This window comes from Variimorphobacter sp. HTMS_6, assembly GCF_059717775.1.
Genome location: NZ_AP046094.1, coordinates 2,384,027 through 2,402,037, shown reverse-complemented (window position 1 = coordinate 2,402,037; position 18,011 = coordinate 2,384,027). Strand labels below are relative to the sequence as shown.

15 protein-coding genes are annotated in these 18,011 nt (G+C 37.1%); 13 read left to right on the top strand and 2 right to left on the bottom strand.

Translation table 11 applies throughout. The features are described from left to right. Nucleotide 1 precedes the first annotated feature (1 nt). The 8 genes from AC6IWN_RS10880 (at nt 2) to AC6IWN_RS10845 (ending at nt 9,315) form a co-directional block, all read left to right on the top strand. Nucleotides 2–2,047: a hypothetical protein gene (locus tag AC6IWN_RS10880; protein WP_497987440.1), complete on the top strand. Its 2,046-nt coding sequence runs from the start codon at nt 2–4 to the stop codon at nt 2,045–2,047. Between the two features lie 91 nt (nt 2,048–2,138). Next, the gene (locus AC6IWN_RS10875; protein ID WP_497987439.1) at nt 2,139–2,846 is read left to right on the top strand and encodes a glycosyltransferase family 2 protein; all 708 of its coding nucleotides are present in this window, start codon (nt 2,139–2,141) and stop codon (nt 2,844–2,846) included. A gap of 16 nt (nt 2,847–2,862) precedes the next feature. Further along, entirely contained in the window at nt 2,863–5,169 is a 2,307-nt protein-coding gene (locus AC6IWN_RS10870; protein ID WP_497987438.1) for a DUF2298 domain-containing protein, read from the top strand. A gap of 319 nt (nt 5,170–5,488) precedes the next feature. Continuing rightward, nucleotides 5,489–6,868, top strand: coding sequence for a L,D-transpeptidase family protein (locus tag AC6IWN_RS10865; RefSeq protein ID WP_497987437.1), 1,380 nt, complete (start codon nt 5,489–5,491; stop codon nt 6,866–6,868). 221 nt (nt 6,869–7,089) lie between these two features. Next, complete coding sequence (locus AC6IWN_RS10860) at nt 7,090–7,287, top strand: alpha/beta-type small acid-soluble spore protein (RefSeq protein ID WP_497987436.1); 198 nt, start codon at nt 7,090–7,092, stop codon at nt 7,285–7,287. 249 nt (nt 7,288–7,536) lie between these two features. Next, nucleotides 7,537–8,091: a 16S rRNA (guanine(966)-N(2))-methyltransferase RsmD gene (rsmD, locus tag AC6IWN_RS10855; RefSeq protein WP_497987435.1), complete on the top strand. Its 555-nt coding sequence runs from the start codon at nt 7,537–7,539 to the stop codon at nt 8,089–8,091. Nucleotides 8,092–8,166: 75 nt separating this feature from the next. Next, nucleotides 8,167–8,655, top strand: coding sequence for a pantetheine-phosphate adenylyltransferase (gene coaD / locus AC6IWN_RS10850; RefSeq protein WP_497987434.1), 489 nt, complete (start codon nt 8,167–8,169; stop codon nt 8,653–8,655). A 12-nt stretch (nt 8,656–8,667) separates the two neighbouring features. Next, nucleotides 8,668–9,315 carry an HrpE/YscL family type III secretion apparatus protein gene (locus AC6IWN_RS10845; protein WP_497987433.1) on the top strand — a complete coding sequence of 216 codons (648 nt, stop codon included), beginning with the start codon at nt 8,668–8,670 and terminating at the stop codon, nt 9,313–9,315. Here AC6IWN_RS10845 and AC6IWN_RS10840 read toward each other — a convergent pair whose 3' ends face one another. Continuing rightward, complete coding sequence (locus AC6IWN_RS10840) at nt 9,316–10,317, bottom strand: nucleoside recognition domain-containing protein (protein ID WP_497987432.1); 1,002 nt, start codon at nt 10,315–10,317, stop codon at nt 9,316–9,318. 171 nt (nt 10,318–10,488) lie between these two features. Here AC6IWN_RS10840 and pepF point away from each other — a divergent pair, with 171 nt between their 5' ends. The 4 genes from pepF to AC6IWN_RS10820 all read left to right on the top strand — a co-directional run bounded on the left by pepF (nt 10,489) and on the right by AC6IWN_RS10820 (nt 15,170). Beyond that, nucleotides 10,489–12,294 carry an oligoendopeptidase F gene (gene pepF, locus AC6IWN_RS10835; RefSeq protein WP_497987431.1) on the top strand — a complete coding sequence of 602 codons (1,806 nt, stop codon included), beginning with the start codon at nt 10,489–10,491 and terminating at the stop codon, nt 12,292–12,294. A gap of 562 nt (nt 12,295–12,856) precedes the next feature. Beyond that, a complete protein-coding gene (locus tag AC6IWN_RS10830; RefSeq protein ID WP_497987430.1) occupies nt 12,857–13,330 on the top strand; it encodes a GNAT family N-acetyltransferase in 474 nt (157 codons plus the stop codon). A 221-nt stretch (nt 13,331–13,551) separates the two neighbouring features. After that, nucleotides 13,552–14,163, top strand: a complete 612-nt coding sequence (anfO, locus tag AC6IWN_RS10825; protein WP_497987429.1) for a Fe-only nitrogenase accessory protein AnfO — start codon at nt 13,552–13,554, stop codon at nt 14,161–14,163. A 35-nt stretch (nt 14,164–14,198) separates the two neighbouring features. Continuing rightward, on the top strand, nt 14,199–15,170 hold the full coding sequence (locus AC6IWN_RS10820) for a hypothetical protein (RefSeq protein ID WP_497987428.1): 972 nt from the start codon (nt 14,199–14,201) through the stop codon (nt 15,168–15,170). Nucleotides 15,171–15,186: 16 nt separating this feature from the next. Here the strand turns inward: AC6IWN_RS10820 and AC6IWN_RS10815 are convergent, their stop codons facing one another. Further along, nucleotides 15,187–16,518, bottom strand: coding sequence for a tRNA(Met) cytidine acetate ligase (locus tag AC6IWN_RS10815; RefSeq protein WP_497987427.1), 1,332 nt, complete (start codon nt 16,516–16,518; stop codon nt 15,187–15,189). 433 nt (nt 16,519–16,951) lie between these two features. On the opposite strand from AC6IWN_RS10815, the gene pta reads away from it, so the two are divergent. Then, nucleotides 16,952–17,947, top strand: a complete 996-nt coding sequence (gene pta / locus AC6IWN_RS10810) for a phosphate acetyltransferase (RefSeq protein WP_497987426.1) — start codon at nt 16,952–16,954, stop codon at nt 17,945–17,947. Nucleotides 17,948–18,011 lie beyond the last annotated feature (64 nt).

Here is an 18,011-nt window from a genome sequence, read left to right as displayed (position 1 = left end):
TATGCTTGGACTATTTTATCTCATTTTATGTTTTACAGTTGGTTGGGCAATCTGTACGTATGCATTTCCAAACTTATCTTCGCTCACCAGGGAAGATTATGCAGGACGTAGGATTAATCTTAGTCCATATTTATTACTTCTTCCTGCTTGGTATATCACAGGAACGCTGGCAATGACTTGGCCAACATATCTTATTGCATACCTGTTTGGTGACAGAGCCGAGCCATTATTCTATGCAAATTGTATTGTACTTCCGATTGGATTGTTCGTAACAGTGTTAGCATTTTTTCACCAATATAAAAAGAATAAAACATTTCCGATGCTATGTGATAATAAAAAAACATTAAAGATTGAACTTGCATTGGTGATAGCAATTACGTTACTGGCCGGTATCTTGATGTGGACTACTTTTTTTGTAAGCGGACATAATCTCTATGTGGGTGTATCAGTATTTAGTGATTTTTCTCCCCATGTCGGAATGATACGCTCCTTTTCCTATGGGAACAACTTTCCAACCCAATACGTTCATTATGCAGGGCAGGATATTAGATATCATTTTATGTTCCAGTTTTTGACCGGTAATCTAGAGTATCTGGGAATGAGAATCGATTTTGCTTTCAATATTGAAAGCATGATAAGCTTTATTGCTGCTTTTATGCTGCTGTATGTATTAGCAGTTAAGATAACAGGTAAGATAACCGTAGGTATATTATCCTGTCTGTTCTTTGCATTCCGAAGCTCCAAGACGTTATTTACCTTTTTGTCAAATATACCACAGGGAACAGATGTATTAAAAACCTTATCGCAAAATACTGAGTTCATATCGGATACTACGAATGAAAATTGGGGCTTGTGGAATCTGAATGTTTATTGTAACCAGCGTCATCTTGCATTCGGTTTGGCGGTTATGTTTTTTGTGCTTATCCTTTTTATGCCGCTATTATTCGATATGTTTCATGATTTGAAAGCTCAAAGGAGTGAAGAAAGTAAATCTCGTAATTGGATAAAGAAGTTTAAGATATTATTTTTGACAAAGCAGGCGTGGATGGTTCAGGATGTGCGTACCACCTTATCCGCCGCAATATTGCTTGGAAGTATCGCATTTTTTCATGGAGCAGCACAGGTATGTTGTTTGCTGATTTTGTTTGTAATGGCTATTTTATCAAAAAGAAGATTTGAATATGCGATCGTTGCCGTAGTTACGGTATTGATGGCAGTGCTTCAGACAAAATTGTTTATCCATGATGCACCTGTTACCACCAGCTACTTATTTGGTTTTATTGCTGAGAATAAGACGATATTTGGTGTAGCGTCTTACCTTGATAAATTACTTGGAATCCTTCCTCTCGTAATAATCGGTGCACTTTGTATAGAAAGAGGAGCCAGAAGATTTTTGATCCTTGCTTTTACGTTGCCGTTATTATTTGCATTTACTGTATCTCTTACTGTAGATGTGACGGTAAATCATAAATACATTATGATGAGTTGTATTCTACTTGGAATTTTTGCCGCAAGCTTTGTAGTAAAAATACTAGACCAAAAGGATATTATCGCGAAGTTAGTCGGTGTACTTTTAATTATATCGCTGACTGCCACTGGTATTTACGATTTTTATACCATTCTGAATAAGAATCGTCCTGATACAGCAATCGTTCTTGATCTTGATTCCAAGCTTACTGAGTGGATCAATACAAACACAGATTCCAAAGATTTATTCCTGACTTCAAATTATTCTTTAAATCAAGTGGTGTTAGGGGGCGCGATGCTTTATGAAGGATGGCCGTATTTTCCTTGGTCAGCCGGTTATGATACGGATACCCGTACACATAAGGTAAAGCAAATGTTTGAAGCTACATCACCACAGGAACTCAAGAAGTTAGTGGAGGAAAATCATATTAACTATATTGTTGTTGATGCAGAGTGTCGCAATAATGAGGACTTTTCTGTAAATGAAGAGAATATCAAAGCAACATATCAAAGAGTATATGGTATCGGGGACGGAAAAGATGGAGCTGATATCTATGATACAAGCAAGCCGATAAAATGACATTAAAAGTGGTTTGATAATAATGAATATGAAAAAAGAAAATAGATGAATGCTTGATTTATGCCGATAAGGCAGAATGGAGGAAGGGAAAGTGGATAAATTATATATCGTGATCCCGGCTTATAATGAAGAAGCTAATGTAAAATCAGTAATAAGAGATTGGTATCCAATTGTTGAAGAGATAGGCAATGGTAGCAAGCTAGTGATTATTGATGATGGCAGTAAAGATTCTACTTATCGTATCATGCAGGAGGAAGCGAAGAATCTGGAAGCATTCGAACCAATTACAAAACCGAATGGTGGACATGGTGCAACTGTTTTATACGGATATAATTATGCGCTGGAAGCTGGAGCGGATTATGTGTTCCAAACTGATTCTGACGGACAGACCTTACCGGAGGAATTTTGGCCATTCTGGGATTTGAGAGAAGAATATGATATGGTCATTGGTCACAGAAGAGGAAGACAGGACGGATTTTCCAGAGTATTTGTAACGAAGACGTTAAAAACTGTTTTAAGACTATGCTTTCATGTGAATATCAAAGATGCAAATACTCCGTTTCGACTAATGAAAGCAACAACTTTAAAGAAATACATCAATATGATTCCGAAGGATTTTAATTTATCGAATGTTGTATTATCTGTTATTTATGCCAAGAAAAAACTTGAGGTAAAATACCTTCCGGTAACCTTTCGACCAAGGCAGGGTGGTGTGAATTCTATTAATATGAGAAAAATAATTCGCATCGGTAAAAAAGCATTCAGTGATTTTAGAAAGATAAATCAATTAATTAAGTAATTAAAGAGGTGGGTTCATGATTAAAAAAATTATCTATTTGATAATCGCGGGGTTTTTATTCGTTCTTGGGAAAGTGCTTCTTCAAGGTGATTTTGATGCTTTTCTGCAATGGTGGGCAGTATTAGCAGGAATAGGTATTATTTATATTCCGCTTGCATCATTATTGTTTCCGTCATTTCATGATAAGGGATATTTATTTTCAAAAGCAATTGGTCTGGCACTAACAGGCTATATACTATGGTTTTTATCAACCTTGCATATATTAAAATTCACACCGCTTTCTTGTGTGATTAGTGTGATAATAGGATTGCTCTGTAATATCGGACTTCTATTTCTATTTATCAAGAAGCAACGTGGTGATAAATCTAAACATTATGCAATTTTTGATATTAAAAGCAGAGAATGGGATCATATTATATTTGAGGAGCTCTTATTCTTTGCCCTGTTTTTACTCTTTACCTATGTGCGAGGATTTAAACCGGAAGCATATGGTACGGAGAAATTTATGGATTATGGTTTTATGACCAGCATGATGCGTAGTGATTTTATGCCTCCGCAGGATTTTTGGTTTTCCGGTACCAAGTTAAATTATTATTATGTCGGACAGTTTTATGCAACTTTTTTGACAAAGCTTTCTGCAGTTAAGGTTTCACTTGGATATAACCTAATGCTGATGATGGTTGGTACATTTGCATTTGTGCTTCCGTATTCATTAATTTATAATGTGATCAATCAATTTGGTAAATTCCGTGGTAAGGTGAATTCCACTATCTCATTCATTAGCGGTATGATCGGTGGTATTGCAGTTTGCGTAGCCGGTAATATGCATTACCCTACTTATCATTGGTTTCAACCATGGTTTCAAAAGTTTTTTGGTTTAAAAGTAGATAAAACACCTTACTGGTTTCCGGATGCAACAAGATTCATCGGATATCATCCGGAGACTCATGATAAAACCATTCATGAATTCCCGGCCTATTCTTTCGTACTGGGAGATCTTCACGCCCATGTTGTGAATGTTATGTTTGTTATAACGATACTTGCCATTCTATTTGCATGGATGTGTACCAGAAAAGAAAAAGAGAATGAATCCTTATCATTGGTACGAGAAATATGTAACCCATCCATTCTTATGGTAGCGTTTTTCATCGGGCTTTTCCATACAACTAATTTTTGGGATTTTCCGATTTATTTCATCGTTTCGGGTGCAGTTATTCTATTTACGAATTTGATTGTATATAATTTTAAAAGAAAAGCATTGGGAATCACTGCTCTTCAAGGATTACTAGTAGTTGCATTCTCAGAAATAGTTTCTCTTCCGTTCACCATTAATTTTGATCAGATATCAACAGCACCGATGCTATGTGTAGCGCATACTCCACTTAATCAGCTGATTATCCTGTGGGGATTACCAGTCTTTATGGTATTTGCATTCTTGTGCTTTGCTGTTTCAAATTTTAGCAGAAAAAAAGCGAAAGAAAAAGCGCAGAGCAATACACAGGAGAACTCAGAGGAATCAAAACAGTCAGCGCTTGCTCAGTTCATGAAATCGCTTCCGGTTTCTGATTTATTTATCATTACGATTGGTTTATGCGCCATTGGATTGGTTCTTCTTCCGGAAATTATCTATATTCAAGATATATACAGTGGTGATTACAAAAGAGCAAATACCATGTTTAAGTTAACCTACCAGGCATTTATTATGTTTGGATTATCCTTTGGTTATATATTTACAAGACTAATTATTTACGGCGAAAAGTGGAGACAGAGAAAGGTTGCCATCATTGGTTTTGTATTATTTTTGATGTCAGTCTGTTATATACAGAATGCAGTCCATTCCTGGTATGGTAATATATTTGATAAAAAAGGATATAAAGGAATTGATTGTACGACCTTTATGCAGACAACCTTTAAAGATGATGACCGCGCGATTGACTGGTTAAATAAGAATGTCAAAGGCATGCCTGTAGTACTGGAAGCGAATGGTGACAGCTATACAGATTATCAACGAGTATCAGTTATGACCGGGCTACCAACGATATTGGGTTGGAGAACACATGAATGGTTATGGAAGTCCGATACTGATAAACTGGACGAAAGAGCAGCAGATATTGAGACAATCTATACCTCAACTGACAAAAATACTATAATGAGCTTGTTGAAGCAGTATAACGTATCCTATATATATATGGGTAAACTGGAGAAGGAGAAATTTCCGAAAATCAACGATGAATTACTCAAGAGTCTTGGAGATGTAGTGTACGATAATTCTTCAATAAAGGATAAAGCTTATGAGACTTACATTGTAGAAATTAAATACTAATTAGGAGTCAAAGTCAGATACTGAGATATTATCGTTAATATGCATAAATTAAAATTTTAATGGAATTACAAAACATATTTCAAAAACAACACGCTCTCATTTGGATGAAATACGTAGTGGTGCATAAGGCTGCAAACTTCGCAGCCTTAACACCATCAACTTCATACAGTTGCTTTAGAATATATGTTTTGTGATTCTCAAGTTTTACATAGCCATGTGTATATTGACTGGATAACTTGTGATATGACCACGCTAATTAGTATTAAAACTACGAGTGTACATCAATTAGTTACTAACTTAAGACTTAAGGAGTGTCAGTATGCATCTATTTATTAAAAATTTACGAAAGTTACACTTGCTCGTGCTGATTGTGGGGATTCTTGTAGCGATTTCATTCGTGGGAGCTCACAGGGCATATGCTGAACAAAAGAAAAATCCATATCTGATTAAGATAAATCGATCTTTTAATACTGTGACAGTATATGCAAAGGACAGTAAGGGAAAGTATTCAAAACCGGTCAGAGCGATGTTGTGCTCTGTAGGTAGAGATGGTAAGACAAAAAAAGGAACCTACCAGACGAAGGCAAAATACCGATGGAAAATACTAATGAATGATGTGTGGGGACAATATTCCACTCGAATACACGGCGGAATGTTATTCCATTCCGTATACTATTATGATAATAATCCCGCTGATCTTGCCACGAGGGAATTCAATAAACTTGGATCTGCGGTTTCACATGGATGTGTTAGGCTTATGGTTAGGGATGCCAAGTGGATTTATGATAATTGTTCAGTAGGAACAACGGTCGTGATATATGATGACAAAAAAAGTCCCGGCCCACTCGGAAAACCAACGCCAATCAAGATTGCTTCCAATGTACGTTGGGATCCTACTGATCCGGATAAAAGAAATCCATTTTTGAAAAAAAAGCCTGTAATAACCGGCATTAAAAATATGAAAATTAAGTGGAATCAAGATCTGGATCTATTAAAGAATGTGAAAGCAAAATCTACAGTAGGAGCTAATATAACAAAGAAGATTAAAGTGTCCGGTGATGTCGATGTGAGTACTCCAGGAACTTATCGAATTAAATACTCTGTAGTGGATGAGTTAAAAAAAAGCATCTCAAAAACCATAACAATTACAGTTGATAAGAACAAAGTGGCGCCGACATTTAAAGGAATAAAGGATGCGGTGGTTCGAGCAAATGTTATCATTGATAAAAGTTACGCTCTTAAGAAAGTAAATGCTTATTGTTCCGGCTTTAAATTAGATAAAAAACTTATCAAAGTTAAAATCACAAAGAAAAATAATGATTTATATTACATAGAGTATAAAGCAAGTGCAGGAAAAGGACCGACAGCGAAGAAAACAGCAAAAGTTAATATCGATAGGAAACCTCCGGTGATCGTAGGTGCTATAAATGGGGTATTAAAACAGGGAGAAGTCCCAAACAAACCTGATTTGCTTAAGAGAATCACCGTGACTGATAATTATACGAAACCGGATAAGATTAAACTTACCGTAAAATATGAGAAAAACAAGGACGGATCCTACCTTGTAACTTATGAAGCGAAGGATACAGTCGGTAATGTGGCGACTGTGCAGTGTACATTTACAGTTCTAACACCAACACCTTCACCAACACCAACGCCAACTCTTACCCCTGTTGTATCACCAGGGATTTCGCCATAAGACGGAATGATGAAAATTTTGGATTAAAAATCGACATATATCCAAAAATTACAATTAAAAATTTTATAAAATCCGTGTATTTTGATTCTTTTTGCACATAATATTAACGTAATTACTTGATGAAATGTTTGATAAAAACAATTCAACGAGATGATTACAATAACACAAACAACAACACAACTATTTTGAAGAATTTCAAAATATGAAATGGAGGAGTTTATATGTCAAGAAGAAATAGTTCAGTACCCGAAGCACAGGAAGCATTAAATCGTTTTAAGTATGAGGTTGCTAACGAAATTGGTGTGCCTTTAAAGCAAGGTTATAACGGCGACTTGACATCAAAACAAAACGGTTCAGTTGGTGGTTATATGGTTAAAAAAATGATTCAGGATTATGAAAACAGAATCGCAGGAAAATAATAAAGTAATAAAAACGAAGTAATAAAATAAAGGATATTAAATAAGAAGGCGTCGCATATAAGCGGCGCTTTCTTATTGTTCCTATGATACTCATCCATGTATGGAAAGAGAATGGATGGTATTAATTTGAATAGAAATGATAATGCAGTAGAAATAAAAATTATAAAAAAACATTGAAATATTCGTATGGATAAGATAAACTTAGCTTATTGATAAAAACTTCAAATATTAATAATTTCGGAGAAAAGTATGAGAGTAATAGCAGGTAAAGCAAGGAGATTACAGCTTATTACACCGGAAGGTTTTGATACCAGACCGACCACTGATAAGACAAAAGAAACATTGTTTAATATATTAAGTCCGTACCTTGCAGACGTAGATTTTTTAGATGTCTTTTCAGGGAGCGGAGCAATTGGCATTGAAGCTTTATCAAGAGGCGCAAAATATGCGGCTTTTATAGAGGATAATAAAGCTGCGTTAAATTGTATAAAAGCAAATTTAAAAACAACAAAACTTGAAAAGGATGCTGAAGTTTTGCCGTATAAGGCAATAGAAGCAATCCGCATGTTGGAGATTAAAGGCAAAGTGTTTGATGTGGTTTTTATGGATCCTCCTTACAATAATCTTATAGAAAAGGACATGCTTCTCGCATTACAGAACTCGTCCATTATATATTGCGACACAATTATTGTAGTTGAAGCATCTTTAAAGACTGAGTTTGATTATTTGGAGGATACGAAGTTCCGTATCTTTAAAAGAAAAGAATATAAAACAAACCAACATGTATTCCTTGAGATGAGATAGACCTTATTTATTTGCAAAAATAGAGGGAATGGTCTATTTATTTCAATGTTGTTTTATGGCATGATGGAGGTAACTATGAAGATAGGTATTTATCCCGGTAGCTTTGACCCGATTACGTTGGGACATTTGGACATTATCAACAGAGCGTCCGGATTATTTGATATATTAATTATCGGAGTGTTAAAGAATAGTTCAAAAAAGCCTTTATTTACATCGGAGGAACGAGTAGAACTGATTCAAAAAGTGGTACGTGAACAATCAAAAGCGACAAATATTCAAGTGGAAGCATTTGATGGATTGCTTATAGATTTTGCGGTTGAGAAGAATGCTTCTATTATAGTAAGAGGGCTACGAGCGATTACAGACTTTGAATATGAACTTCAGATTGCACAGACAAATCATAAACTGAACGAAGCGATTGATACTGTATTCTTTACAACCAGTGTGGAATATTCCTATGTGAGTTCCAGTACGGTGAAGGAGATAGCAACCTACGGTGGGGATATCAGTCAGTTTGTACCAACTTGTATTAAACAGTCAATATACGATAAATATAAAAAATAAGGAGTGTTTGAAATGGGAGCAAGCAGAATTGAACAGTTAATAGAGGATATTTATGAATTCGTAGAAAGCTGCAGAATGCAGCCGTTATCAAGCACCAAGGTAATTGTACCCAAAGATGAGCTTTATGATTTGCTGGACGAGCTTCGATTAAGAACTCCGGATGAGATTAAGCGTTATCAAAAAATTATCTCAAATAGAGATGCAATTATCGCTGATGCAGAAGAGAAAGCAGAGGGAATCCTCTTTCAAACCAGAGAGCAGGCAAAGGATTTGCTTAACGAGCATGAAATCATGCAACAGGCATATTATCAGGCAAATGAGATGATAATGCAGGCCTCTGAGGAAGCAGACCGTTTACGTAGGGAAGCGATTGAAGAAGCAGAACAGCTCAGAACAGGTGCATTGGCATACTCAAACGATGTGCTAGCAGATGTAGAACGTATCTTGGCAGCAGCATATGAGAGCGCAGCTTCCAAATATGATAGCTATATTGGAACCTTAAAGAATAATCTTGAGGTTGTTAGCAGTAATAAGAAGGAGCTTAACGATCAGTTATATCGTCTGAGTAATGTATCAGTCAGCCCTGCTGAGCAAGAAGTGCAAGAGCCAGAAGAAGAGTTTGATTTTGACGAGAACACCTTCTTGAAAGATGTAGATTAGCTACATAATTGGATACATAGTTAGATAGATCCATGCAAACAACATTGCAAGCAAAGCACTGAGTAGCTTAACAATTAAATACGAACTTATAGATAGTCTTGTGTTTCCCAGTACACTTTTGGTTTGAGCTAATCCAGATAGCCCTCCGAAAGAGGTAAGTGCCGATACCAAGACTATTTTTGTATTTATGTCCAAATTTGTAATGCAAATTTGGCTGATGCCGGTCGTTATTTCGAATATACCTACGATAAATGCCTTAATAAATCCGGTATCCGGTCCGAATCCTTTGATAATTTGTGCGAGTATGGAGAATAATATGATATAGCCACCGATTTTGGTAACAATTTCAAAACCATTCATGATGGAACTGTCTAAAACTGCGAAGGAGAAGCGTGAGGGCTTCGAATTGGCTGATGCGATTCCGACAGTGTTCTCAGTCAAATTAGAATCTTTTTTTGATGCTAGCTTAGTGAAGGATCGATATATTACAGCGCTTATGATTGCAGAGCCATAAATGATTGCGAAAAGCGCATAATTCATCTGTGGTTGTTTGAGCTGAGTAATGGAAATATATCCGATAATAAACATTGGGCTTGCATTATTGCACATGGAAAATAGGAATTGTCCTTCCCTCGTAGTGATTTTTCGGTCATTTACTAAATCAGCAGTGGTTTTTGCTCCCATTGGAATTCCGGAGAGAAAGCCAATAATGATCGGATAGCACCCTTCACAGCTGATACCAAAGATTCTTCCAAAAATCGGATAGAACAATCGGCTGATTTGTCTCGTGATATTTAATCGCACCATGAGGTTGGAAAGGATGATAAAGGGAAGGAGATTCGGTAATACATTATGAAACCACAACAAAAGACCGGAGCTGGCTCCTTGAAAGGATGCACCGGGAAATACTAACATAGCAACTAAAAATAATAGAATTAATCCTTTAATAAAATTGTTTTTGTTCAATTGAATCAATTTCATAATAATTGCCGAGCCTTTCATTAAAATCTGCAGAACTTTAATCGGAAGAGAGAATGTTACACGGAATTTATAATATAAAGCAAAGTCCATCCTATCAAAACTATTTTCTTCTTGAAGACAAGAGTAGAGTTTATTATAATCTATTGAAAGGATATCCAATTTATGATAGAAAAGGAAAAAGGAGATTTGACTATGAGCACAAAGATGGGATTACCAAAACGTTTAGAAGTAGATCAAAAACATAAATGGGCGATTGAGGATTTATTTGCGTCAGATGATTTATGGCAGTCTGAATATGACCAGTTGAAGGAACTGATAACTAAAGCAGCTGAATATCAGGGACGACTTTCAAAATCAGGTGAGTTACTATTAAGTTTCCTACAGATATCTGATGAAATTGGTAAATTATTAGAGCGTGTTTACGTATATGCCAATCAGAAGAGCCACGAGGATACAGCGAATGCAATCTATCAGGACTTGGCGAATAAGGCAAATGCTTTATCCATTCAGGTAAGCAGTGCATTAGCCTTTGCTACTCCGGAGATTTTATCGATACCAGAGGATATACTGGTACAATTTTGGCGTGAAAATGAAGAATTAAAATTATATGAGTTCTATTTAAAGGATATTCTTCGCTTAAAGCCTCATATTTTAACGAAGGAGATGGAAGAATTATTGGCCGATGCAGGTGAAATTGCTGAAGCATCCGATAATATCTTCTCGATGTTTAATAATGCGGATATCAAATTTCCCGAAATTAAGGATGAGAATGGGGAGTCAGTAAGAATTACACATGGCAGATATGGTCAAATGCTGGAAAGCTCTGATCGAAGAGTGAGAAAGGATGCTTTTGAAGGAGTATATGCAACGTATAATAGCTTTCGAAACACTCTAGCAGCTTCCTTTAGTTCGAATGTAAAGCAGGAGGTGTTTTTTGCAAAGACACGTAAGTACAGCAGCACATTAGAGAGAGTTTTGGATTCGGCAAATATTCCTACTGAGGTATACAAAAATTTAATCGCAGCGGTACATGAGAATTTGGGACTGATGCATCGTTATGTAGCCATACGCAAGAAGTTGCTTGGTGTGGATGAGCTTCATATGTATGATTTATATGCTCCGCTAGTAGCAGATGTTAAGATGGAGATTCCGTTTGAGGAGGCAAAAGAAATAGTTGCAAATGGTTTGCAGCCGTTAGGAGCGGATTATCGAAAAGTATTAAATGAAGGATATAACAATCGGTGGATTGATATCTATGAAAATGAAAATAAACGAAGTGGTGCGTATTCCTGGGGTGCATACGGAACACATCCATATGTGTTACTTAATTATAATGAAACCTTGAGTAATGTATTTACTTTGGCACATGAGATGGGCCATGCGATTCACAGTTATTACTCAGATAAAACTCAGCCGTTTGTTTATGCCGGATATAAAATATTTGTAGCAGAAGTGGCTTCCACCTGTAATGAATCGCTTTTGATAGACTACATGCTAAAGAATACGAATGATAAGAAGGAAAAGGCTTATCTGATCAATCATTTTCTTGAAAAATTTAAGGGTACATTATTCCGCCAGACGATGTTTGGGGAATTTGAGATGATTACCCATAAGATGGTGGAGAACGGAGAGAGCTTAACAGCGGATGCTCTCTGCAAGATATATCACGATTTGAATGTTGCTTACTTTGGTGAGGATATTGTAATTGATTCTGAAATTGATATGGAATGGGCGAGAATCCCTCATTTTTATAATGCCTTCTATGTATACCAGTATGCGACCGGATATTCCGCAGCGATTGCACTGTCCAGAAGAATTCTAAATGAAGGAGAGCAAGCAGTTAAGGATTATATCCAATTCTTAAGCGGCGGCAGCTCTAATTACCCGATTGAGCTTCTTAAGGGAGCAGGTGTTGATATGAGTACAAAAGAACCGGTTACGCAGGCACTTAAGCTTTTTGAGGAGTTGCTTACGCAAATGGAGGAGCTTTTGCAGTAGCTTTGTTAGGGCTTGTTCAGGGAGTGTCAGGGAGTGTCAGGGAAGTGTCAAGGAGTGTTCATGAAGTGTGTACGAGGGTAGGTTATGAGGGAGTTCAGGGTAGGGAAAGGTATGTTTTTCAGATGCCGCTTACATCCTCTCGTCTTTTGTCCATGATAGGCGGACATTATTCATGTCCGCCTATCATGGACGAAAGACGGAGCCTGGCAGCATATGAAAAACATATTCCTTTTCCCTACCCTAACTCCCGCACTAGGTCTAAAATCAAGAACAGAATTCAAGAACAAAAATTAAGGACAAAAGCTAAGGACAAAAGCTAAGGACAAAAGCTAAGGACAAAAGCTAAGGACAAAAGCAAGGACAAAAGGCAAGGACAAAAGCCAAGGGAAAAGACCTATGAGCAAAGCTAAGTACAAATCCTTTGTACATAGCTTCGCACGAAGTTAAGTGCCAAAAGCATAAGAAGGTAAACAGGGACAAAGCCAGGGACAAAAGCTCTAGAGTGATGTTTTAAGGGCATGATTGATATACTATTTTTGTTGTGACATGAGAGGAGAACAGGATGGAGTTTAGGAAAGCGAACCATGCGGATATTCAGGAGCTGGTGGGGATACGTTTAGCTTATTTGAGGGAAGATTTTGAAGAGATGACGAAGCAACAGTTGGATGCTTTATGCGAGCAGCTGCCACGGTATTATGAGGAGCACCTGGAGAAGGATTTTATTGCATACATAGTAGCGAATCAGGGCATTATTGTTGCAAGTGTATTCCTTGTCGTTTTGGAAAAACCGGCAAATCCAAGCTTTTTGACAGGCAAGATCGGGAATATACTTAATGTGTATACGAAGCCGGAGTATCGCAGACTTGGATTGGCCGGTAAGTTGATGGATATGGTAATGGAGGATGCAAAGAGTTTAAATCTTTCCTATCTTGATCTTATGGCGACAAAGGCAGGGTATCCGTTGTATGTAAAGAAGGGTTTTTCTGATTATCAGAGCAAATCAATGCAGATGAGATTAGATATTATTACAGATTAGTAAGTAAAATTGTATAATCAATTTGCGAATGTGATGCTGATTTTTTACATTTTTATGTATTGCAAATCCAAAATATGTAATGTATGATTATGTCATAAACATTAATTGTTTCAAATCAAAACTGTAACCAATAATATAAAACCATAATAAATGGCTTTCTTATCTTTCGATGGAGAATAGACTATTGTTATGGTTTGTTTTTTATATGGAGGATTGCCGCTATGATAGCAGTGTATGTGAATGAGGATGGAGTTACTGCCTTACCAGGTGAAAAAGGGATTGTGCGTATCTACGATAAAAGGGAGAATGACTGGTTGGTAATCAGTGAGAATCCTTTCGAGGTTGGAGAAAACAAGAGTATTTCCGGGATTAGGCGGTATATTCAGGAGATGGTGCAGAAGCTAGAGGGTTGTAAGGTGTTTGTCGGAAAGGCAATTGCAGGTCAGCTCTATTATGTTCTTGAAGCGCATGGGTTTGAGAGCTTTGAAGCGGATGGAATACCCGAGGCGTTTTTGGATTCTATTTATAATGAAGTGACGCAGAAGCCTGATAAGCCTGCAGCAAAGAAGCTTTCACCGGATATGTATATCAATCCTACGGAGGAGGTCGGAGTATATTTTCTTAATTTGAAGACAGCACTTAATCTAGACTGCTCTCTGACTTCAAAAAAGCTATTGATGCCTTTTCTTAAAAAGAGAGAATTTCGTAGTTTGGAGATTATTTGTGACCATGTCCCACGCTGGTTTGATACGGATTTGATTCCAATGAATCTACATGCAACTGTAATCAGACTAAACGATTATGAATACCGAGTATTCATAATGCCGATATAAGTCATTCGTTGATTTAATAAGAAGGAGTTGATTTTATGAGCTATACAACAAAATACGGAGACATAAATTATCTGGGAGAACACACACAATATCATAATGGCAATCTAAAGGAGTGTATGATTGAGGATAAAATAGAAATTAATACTGACTATGGTGTTCTGATTCCTCAATATGAATTTACCCATCATAGGAAGAAATACATCTCCTCGCTGTCGTTCTATGAGAACGGAACACTAAGAAGAATAGCACTTAATGAACAAATGGTGATTAACACTCCAATTGGGATGAGAAAGGCAGAATTAATCACATTCTACGAATGTGGAGCCATGAAACGATTATTTCCGTTAAATGGAAACCTTACTGCTTACTGGGAGGAAGAAGATGAGTATCAATTAGCTACGGAGGATACCTTTGATTTGAGTTGCGGAAAGATTGTTACAAAAGCAATCTCAGTACATTTTTATAAAAATGGATCGATTAAAAGTTTAACATTCTGGCCGAGGGAAATAGTTCAAATTCAAACACCTCTGGGTGGCATGGCGGTGAGAATAGGGATAGCGTTTTATGCGGATGGTTCTATTCAGTCGATCGAACCGGCCACACATACACTAATTCACTCGCCAATTGGTTCCCTGATTGCTTATGATGAGAATGCGAACGGGATACTAGGTGATCAGAATTCGTTGATATTTTCAAAGGAAGGTGAATTGCAAGCCTTGGCCACCTCGAATCAGAAGGTTATTGTTAAAAATATTCACACGAAAGTTGAACTAACCTTTTCACCTCATCAAGAGCTGGACGAAGACCAGGAGGAAGTTTGGTTTCATCCATTAAAGATTGAATTTGATAAGGATTATGTTCGGTTTAATGAAGGAAATGCATTGGATATCAGCCACTATGAGTTCATCATCCAACCTTATCGCAAATCAGGAATTAATCCCTGTGCAAATTGCGCCAGCTGTAACGGGTGCAACATGGAGCAAAGATTGGAAGGCTCAAATGCTTGATTCTTATACAAAATCATTACAGAAGAATAATACCATGCTGGTATTCATTTCGGGTAGTTGTTCCAAACTTTGTATATACTGCTTGGTTATAAAGATGCGCAGCAAATAAATCCTCGCTTAACATCTGTTTGCCCAGAGGAGTAAGCTCCCGGTCGGCCTTCGATACTTTTGTAATGATAGGGATGTTTTGCTTTTTTTCTACCCTTCTAAGAAGATGGGATGCATTCTTCTTGATACCGAGCACCCTAGCATATTGGACATAACCGTTCATGTTATACGCCTCTATGGCATCCGTTTTAATACCAAGAAGCTGATGGAGGATTGCTCTGTTTATTCTGGTCAGGGTCATGTTTTTGGTTTTAATATCTCCGGTCAAATCACGAAAGCTTGAATAATAGCCAGATAGATTTTTGATTCGATCTGCCAGATCGCCTGTCATATCTTGATACTTAGTAAGGGATGTAGAATCCTCGGACATTAATTTGTAGATTATATTACTTAAGAAATCATCCTCGGTGATTGGATATGTTTTATGGTAATTTTCATTTAATAGTTGATAAACATTGTCTGGAACGCTATGCTGCATTTCATTAAAATCTTTGACATCGTCAGCATCACGTTGTATCGCTTTTCGGATTGCTGTTGCGGAACTGATAACCTGGAACGGGGAGGAATCTGCTCCTACTGATACTTCTGCTATTGGATGCGGTGCGAGGGTAGGATTTATATCTCCAAGATTCTCGTCATGATAGTGAGCTGAGATGCGTTGAATCGTGGTGGGGGTGATACTTGAATTCAGACGCAATAGAGCCTTCATATATTCGATTCCTAGGATATTGTTCGGCTCAGTCAGTGCTTGTGACAGTGCATCTGCATTGAGCAGCTGTTGATTCTTCAGATAGAGTTTTAATGCTTTTAAGCGAGCAGCAGGATAAGTCATGCCATCCTTGATATATGCCTGTAGATATTTTTCAAAAGCCTTAGGGGGATTTAATAAAAATGTGGCAGCCTCCCGGAGTATATCGATATCCCCGCATTCACTCCCAAAGCAGACATAATCGACGATTCCTAATTTGTCCAGAAGGGATACAGAACCATGAGCAAAGTATTCTGCACTTGAGGTAGCATAACAGACAGGGAGTTCAAATACGAGATCGACACCGTAACGAAGTGCCATCTCAGCACGATGGTATTTATCAATAATAGCAGGAACTCCTCTTTGAACGAAATCACCGCTCATAACAGCGATGACATAATCTGCGCCGGTAACGCGTTTCGCTTCCTCGATATGATACTTATGACCATTATGAAATGGATTATATTCCGTGATCAAACCAACTGTTTTCATGTAATAAATGACTCCTTTTTTCGTCTTCTATTCTTATATTAGCATTGATATGAAATACCGTCAATTCAACTGTTTTTGTTGGGTTTTTGCAAAATATAAATCAGAATGACTAAACGCTACTGATTGGTGAAATAATCTAAAATATACAATACTGATTTCCTATCGTTAAAATGACTAAAAATACTGAAAAAAAGTTCAACAATTTTCAACATTCTGTTCTTGTATCTACAATTAATTTGTCATATAATTAGAATGATTGGGTTTAATATTGGTTCCTGTGATAGTTTTATTATGTGGCAAAAACAGATCCCATATGTCGTCGTGATATGGCGCAATTTTTAACATATGACATCTGTTTTGACCACAGTGTATTTTACACTAGAATCACTATTAATCAGATAAAAAATATAGATGCTTAGGAAGGAGTTTCACCATGGGTTTTATTGACACGATTAAAGAAAGAGCGAAACAAAATATTAAGACTGTTGTATTGCCGGAAACTGATGACAGAAGAACTTTAGAAGCTGCTAGTAGAATTTTGGCAGAGGGTGTTGCAGAAATCATCTTAGTTGGTAACAAAGAAGCAATTGAAAAGGTTGGAGAAGGATTAGATCTCTCCAAAGCAACTATTATTGATCCAAATAATACGGATAAACTTCAAGGTTACATTGATCTTCTTGTTGAAATTAGAAAGAGCAAGGGCATGACACCGGATCAGGCAAAGGAGTTATTAACAAAGGATTATCCTTACTTTGCTGTTACTATGGTAAAGGCAGGAGATGCAGATGGTATGGTATCAGGTGCAGTTCACTCCACAGCTGACACACTTCGTCCTTCTTTACAGATTTTAAAAACAGCTCCAAATACAAAGTTGGTTTCTTCCTTCTTCGTAATGGTTGTTCCTAATTGTGAGTTTGGTGAAGGCGGAACTTTCATCTATTCCGATTGTGGACTTGTACAAAATCCAAATGCTGAAGAATTAGCAGCAATTGCAGGCAGCAGTGCAAAAAGCTTTAAAACTTTAGTTGGTACAGAACCTATCGTTGCTATGCTTTCCCATTCAACAAAAGGCAGTGCAGCTCATCCGGATGTTGATAAAGTAGTTGAAGCTACTAAGATCGCTAAAGAATTATATCCTGATGTTAAAATTGATGGTGAGTTTCAGTTGGATGCAGCAATTGTACCTAGTGTAGGCTCTTCCAAAGCTCCTGGCAGTGATATTGCCGGTAAAGCCAATGTTCTTATTTTCCCTGATCTTGATGCCGGTAACATCGGTTATAAATTAACACAGAGACTTGCAAAAGCAGAAGCATATGGTCCGGTTACACAAGGTATTGCAAAACCGGTTAATGATTTATCTAGAGGTTGTACCGCAGACGATATCGTAGGAGTTATCGCAATTACCGCAGTACAGGCAGCTGCTCAATAATTCGCCCTATTAAACAATAAAACAGATAACAGGTATAGTGATATAACATGGAAGCATTTACAAT

Bases quoted from the DNA above. Each gene is read 5' to 3' on its own strand.
- pta (WP_497987426.1), top strand. From the start codon at position 16,952: ATGGGTTTTATTGACACGATTAAAGAAAGAGCGAAACAAAATATTAAG.
- AC6IWN_RS10860 (WP_497987436.1), top strand. From the start codon at position 7,090: ATGTCAAGAAGAAATAGTTCAGTACCCGAAGCACAGGAAGCATTAAAT.
- anfO (WP_497987429.1), top strand. From the start codon at position 13,552: ATGATAGCAGTGTATGTGAATGAGGATGGAGTTACTGCCTTACCAGGT.
- AC6IWN_RS10865 (WP_497987437.1), top strand. From the start codon at position 5,489: ATGCATCTATTTATTAAAAATTTACGAAAGTTACACTTGCTCGTGCTG.
- AC6IWN_RS10870 (WP_497987438.1), top strand. From the start codon at position 2,863: ATGATTAAAAAAATTATCTATTTGATAATCGCGGGGTTTTTATTCGTT.
- AC6IWN_RS10845 (WP_497987433.1), top strand. From the start codon at position 8,668: ATGGGAGCAAGCAGAATTGAACAGTTAATAGAGGATATTTATGAATTC.
- pepF (WP_497987431.1), top strand. From the start codon at position 10,489: ATGAGCACAAAGATGGGATTACCAAAACGTTTAGAAGTAGATCAAAAA.
- AC6IWN_RS10820 (WP_497987428.1), top strand. From the start codon at position 14,199: ATGAGCTATACAACAAAATACGGAGACATAAATTATCTGGGAGAACAC.
- coaD (WP_497987434.1), top strand. From the start codon at position 8,167: ATGAAGATAGGTATTTATCCCGGTAGCTTTGACCCGATTACGTTGGGA.
- rsmD (WP_497987435.1), top strand. From the start codon at position 7,537: ATGAGAGTAATAGCAGGTAAAGCAAGGAGATTACAGCTTATTACACCG.
- AC6IWN_RS10830 (WP_497987430.1), top strand. From the start codon at position 12,857: ATGGAGTTTAGGAAAGCGAACCATGCGGATATTCAGGAGCTGGTGGGG.
- AC6IWN_RS10815 (WP_497987427.1), bottom strand. From the start codon at position 16,518: ATGAAAACAGTTGGTTTGATCACGGAATATAATCCATTTCATAATGGT.
- AC6IWN_RS10840 (WP_497987432.1), bottom strand. From the start codon at position 10,317: ATGAAAGGCTCGGCAATTATTATGAAATTGATTCAATTGAACAAAAAC.
- AC6IWN_RS10880 (WP_497987440.1), top strand. From the start codon at position 2: ATGCTTGGACTATTTTATCTCATTTTATGTTTTACAGTTGGTTGGGCA.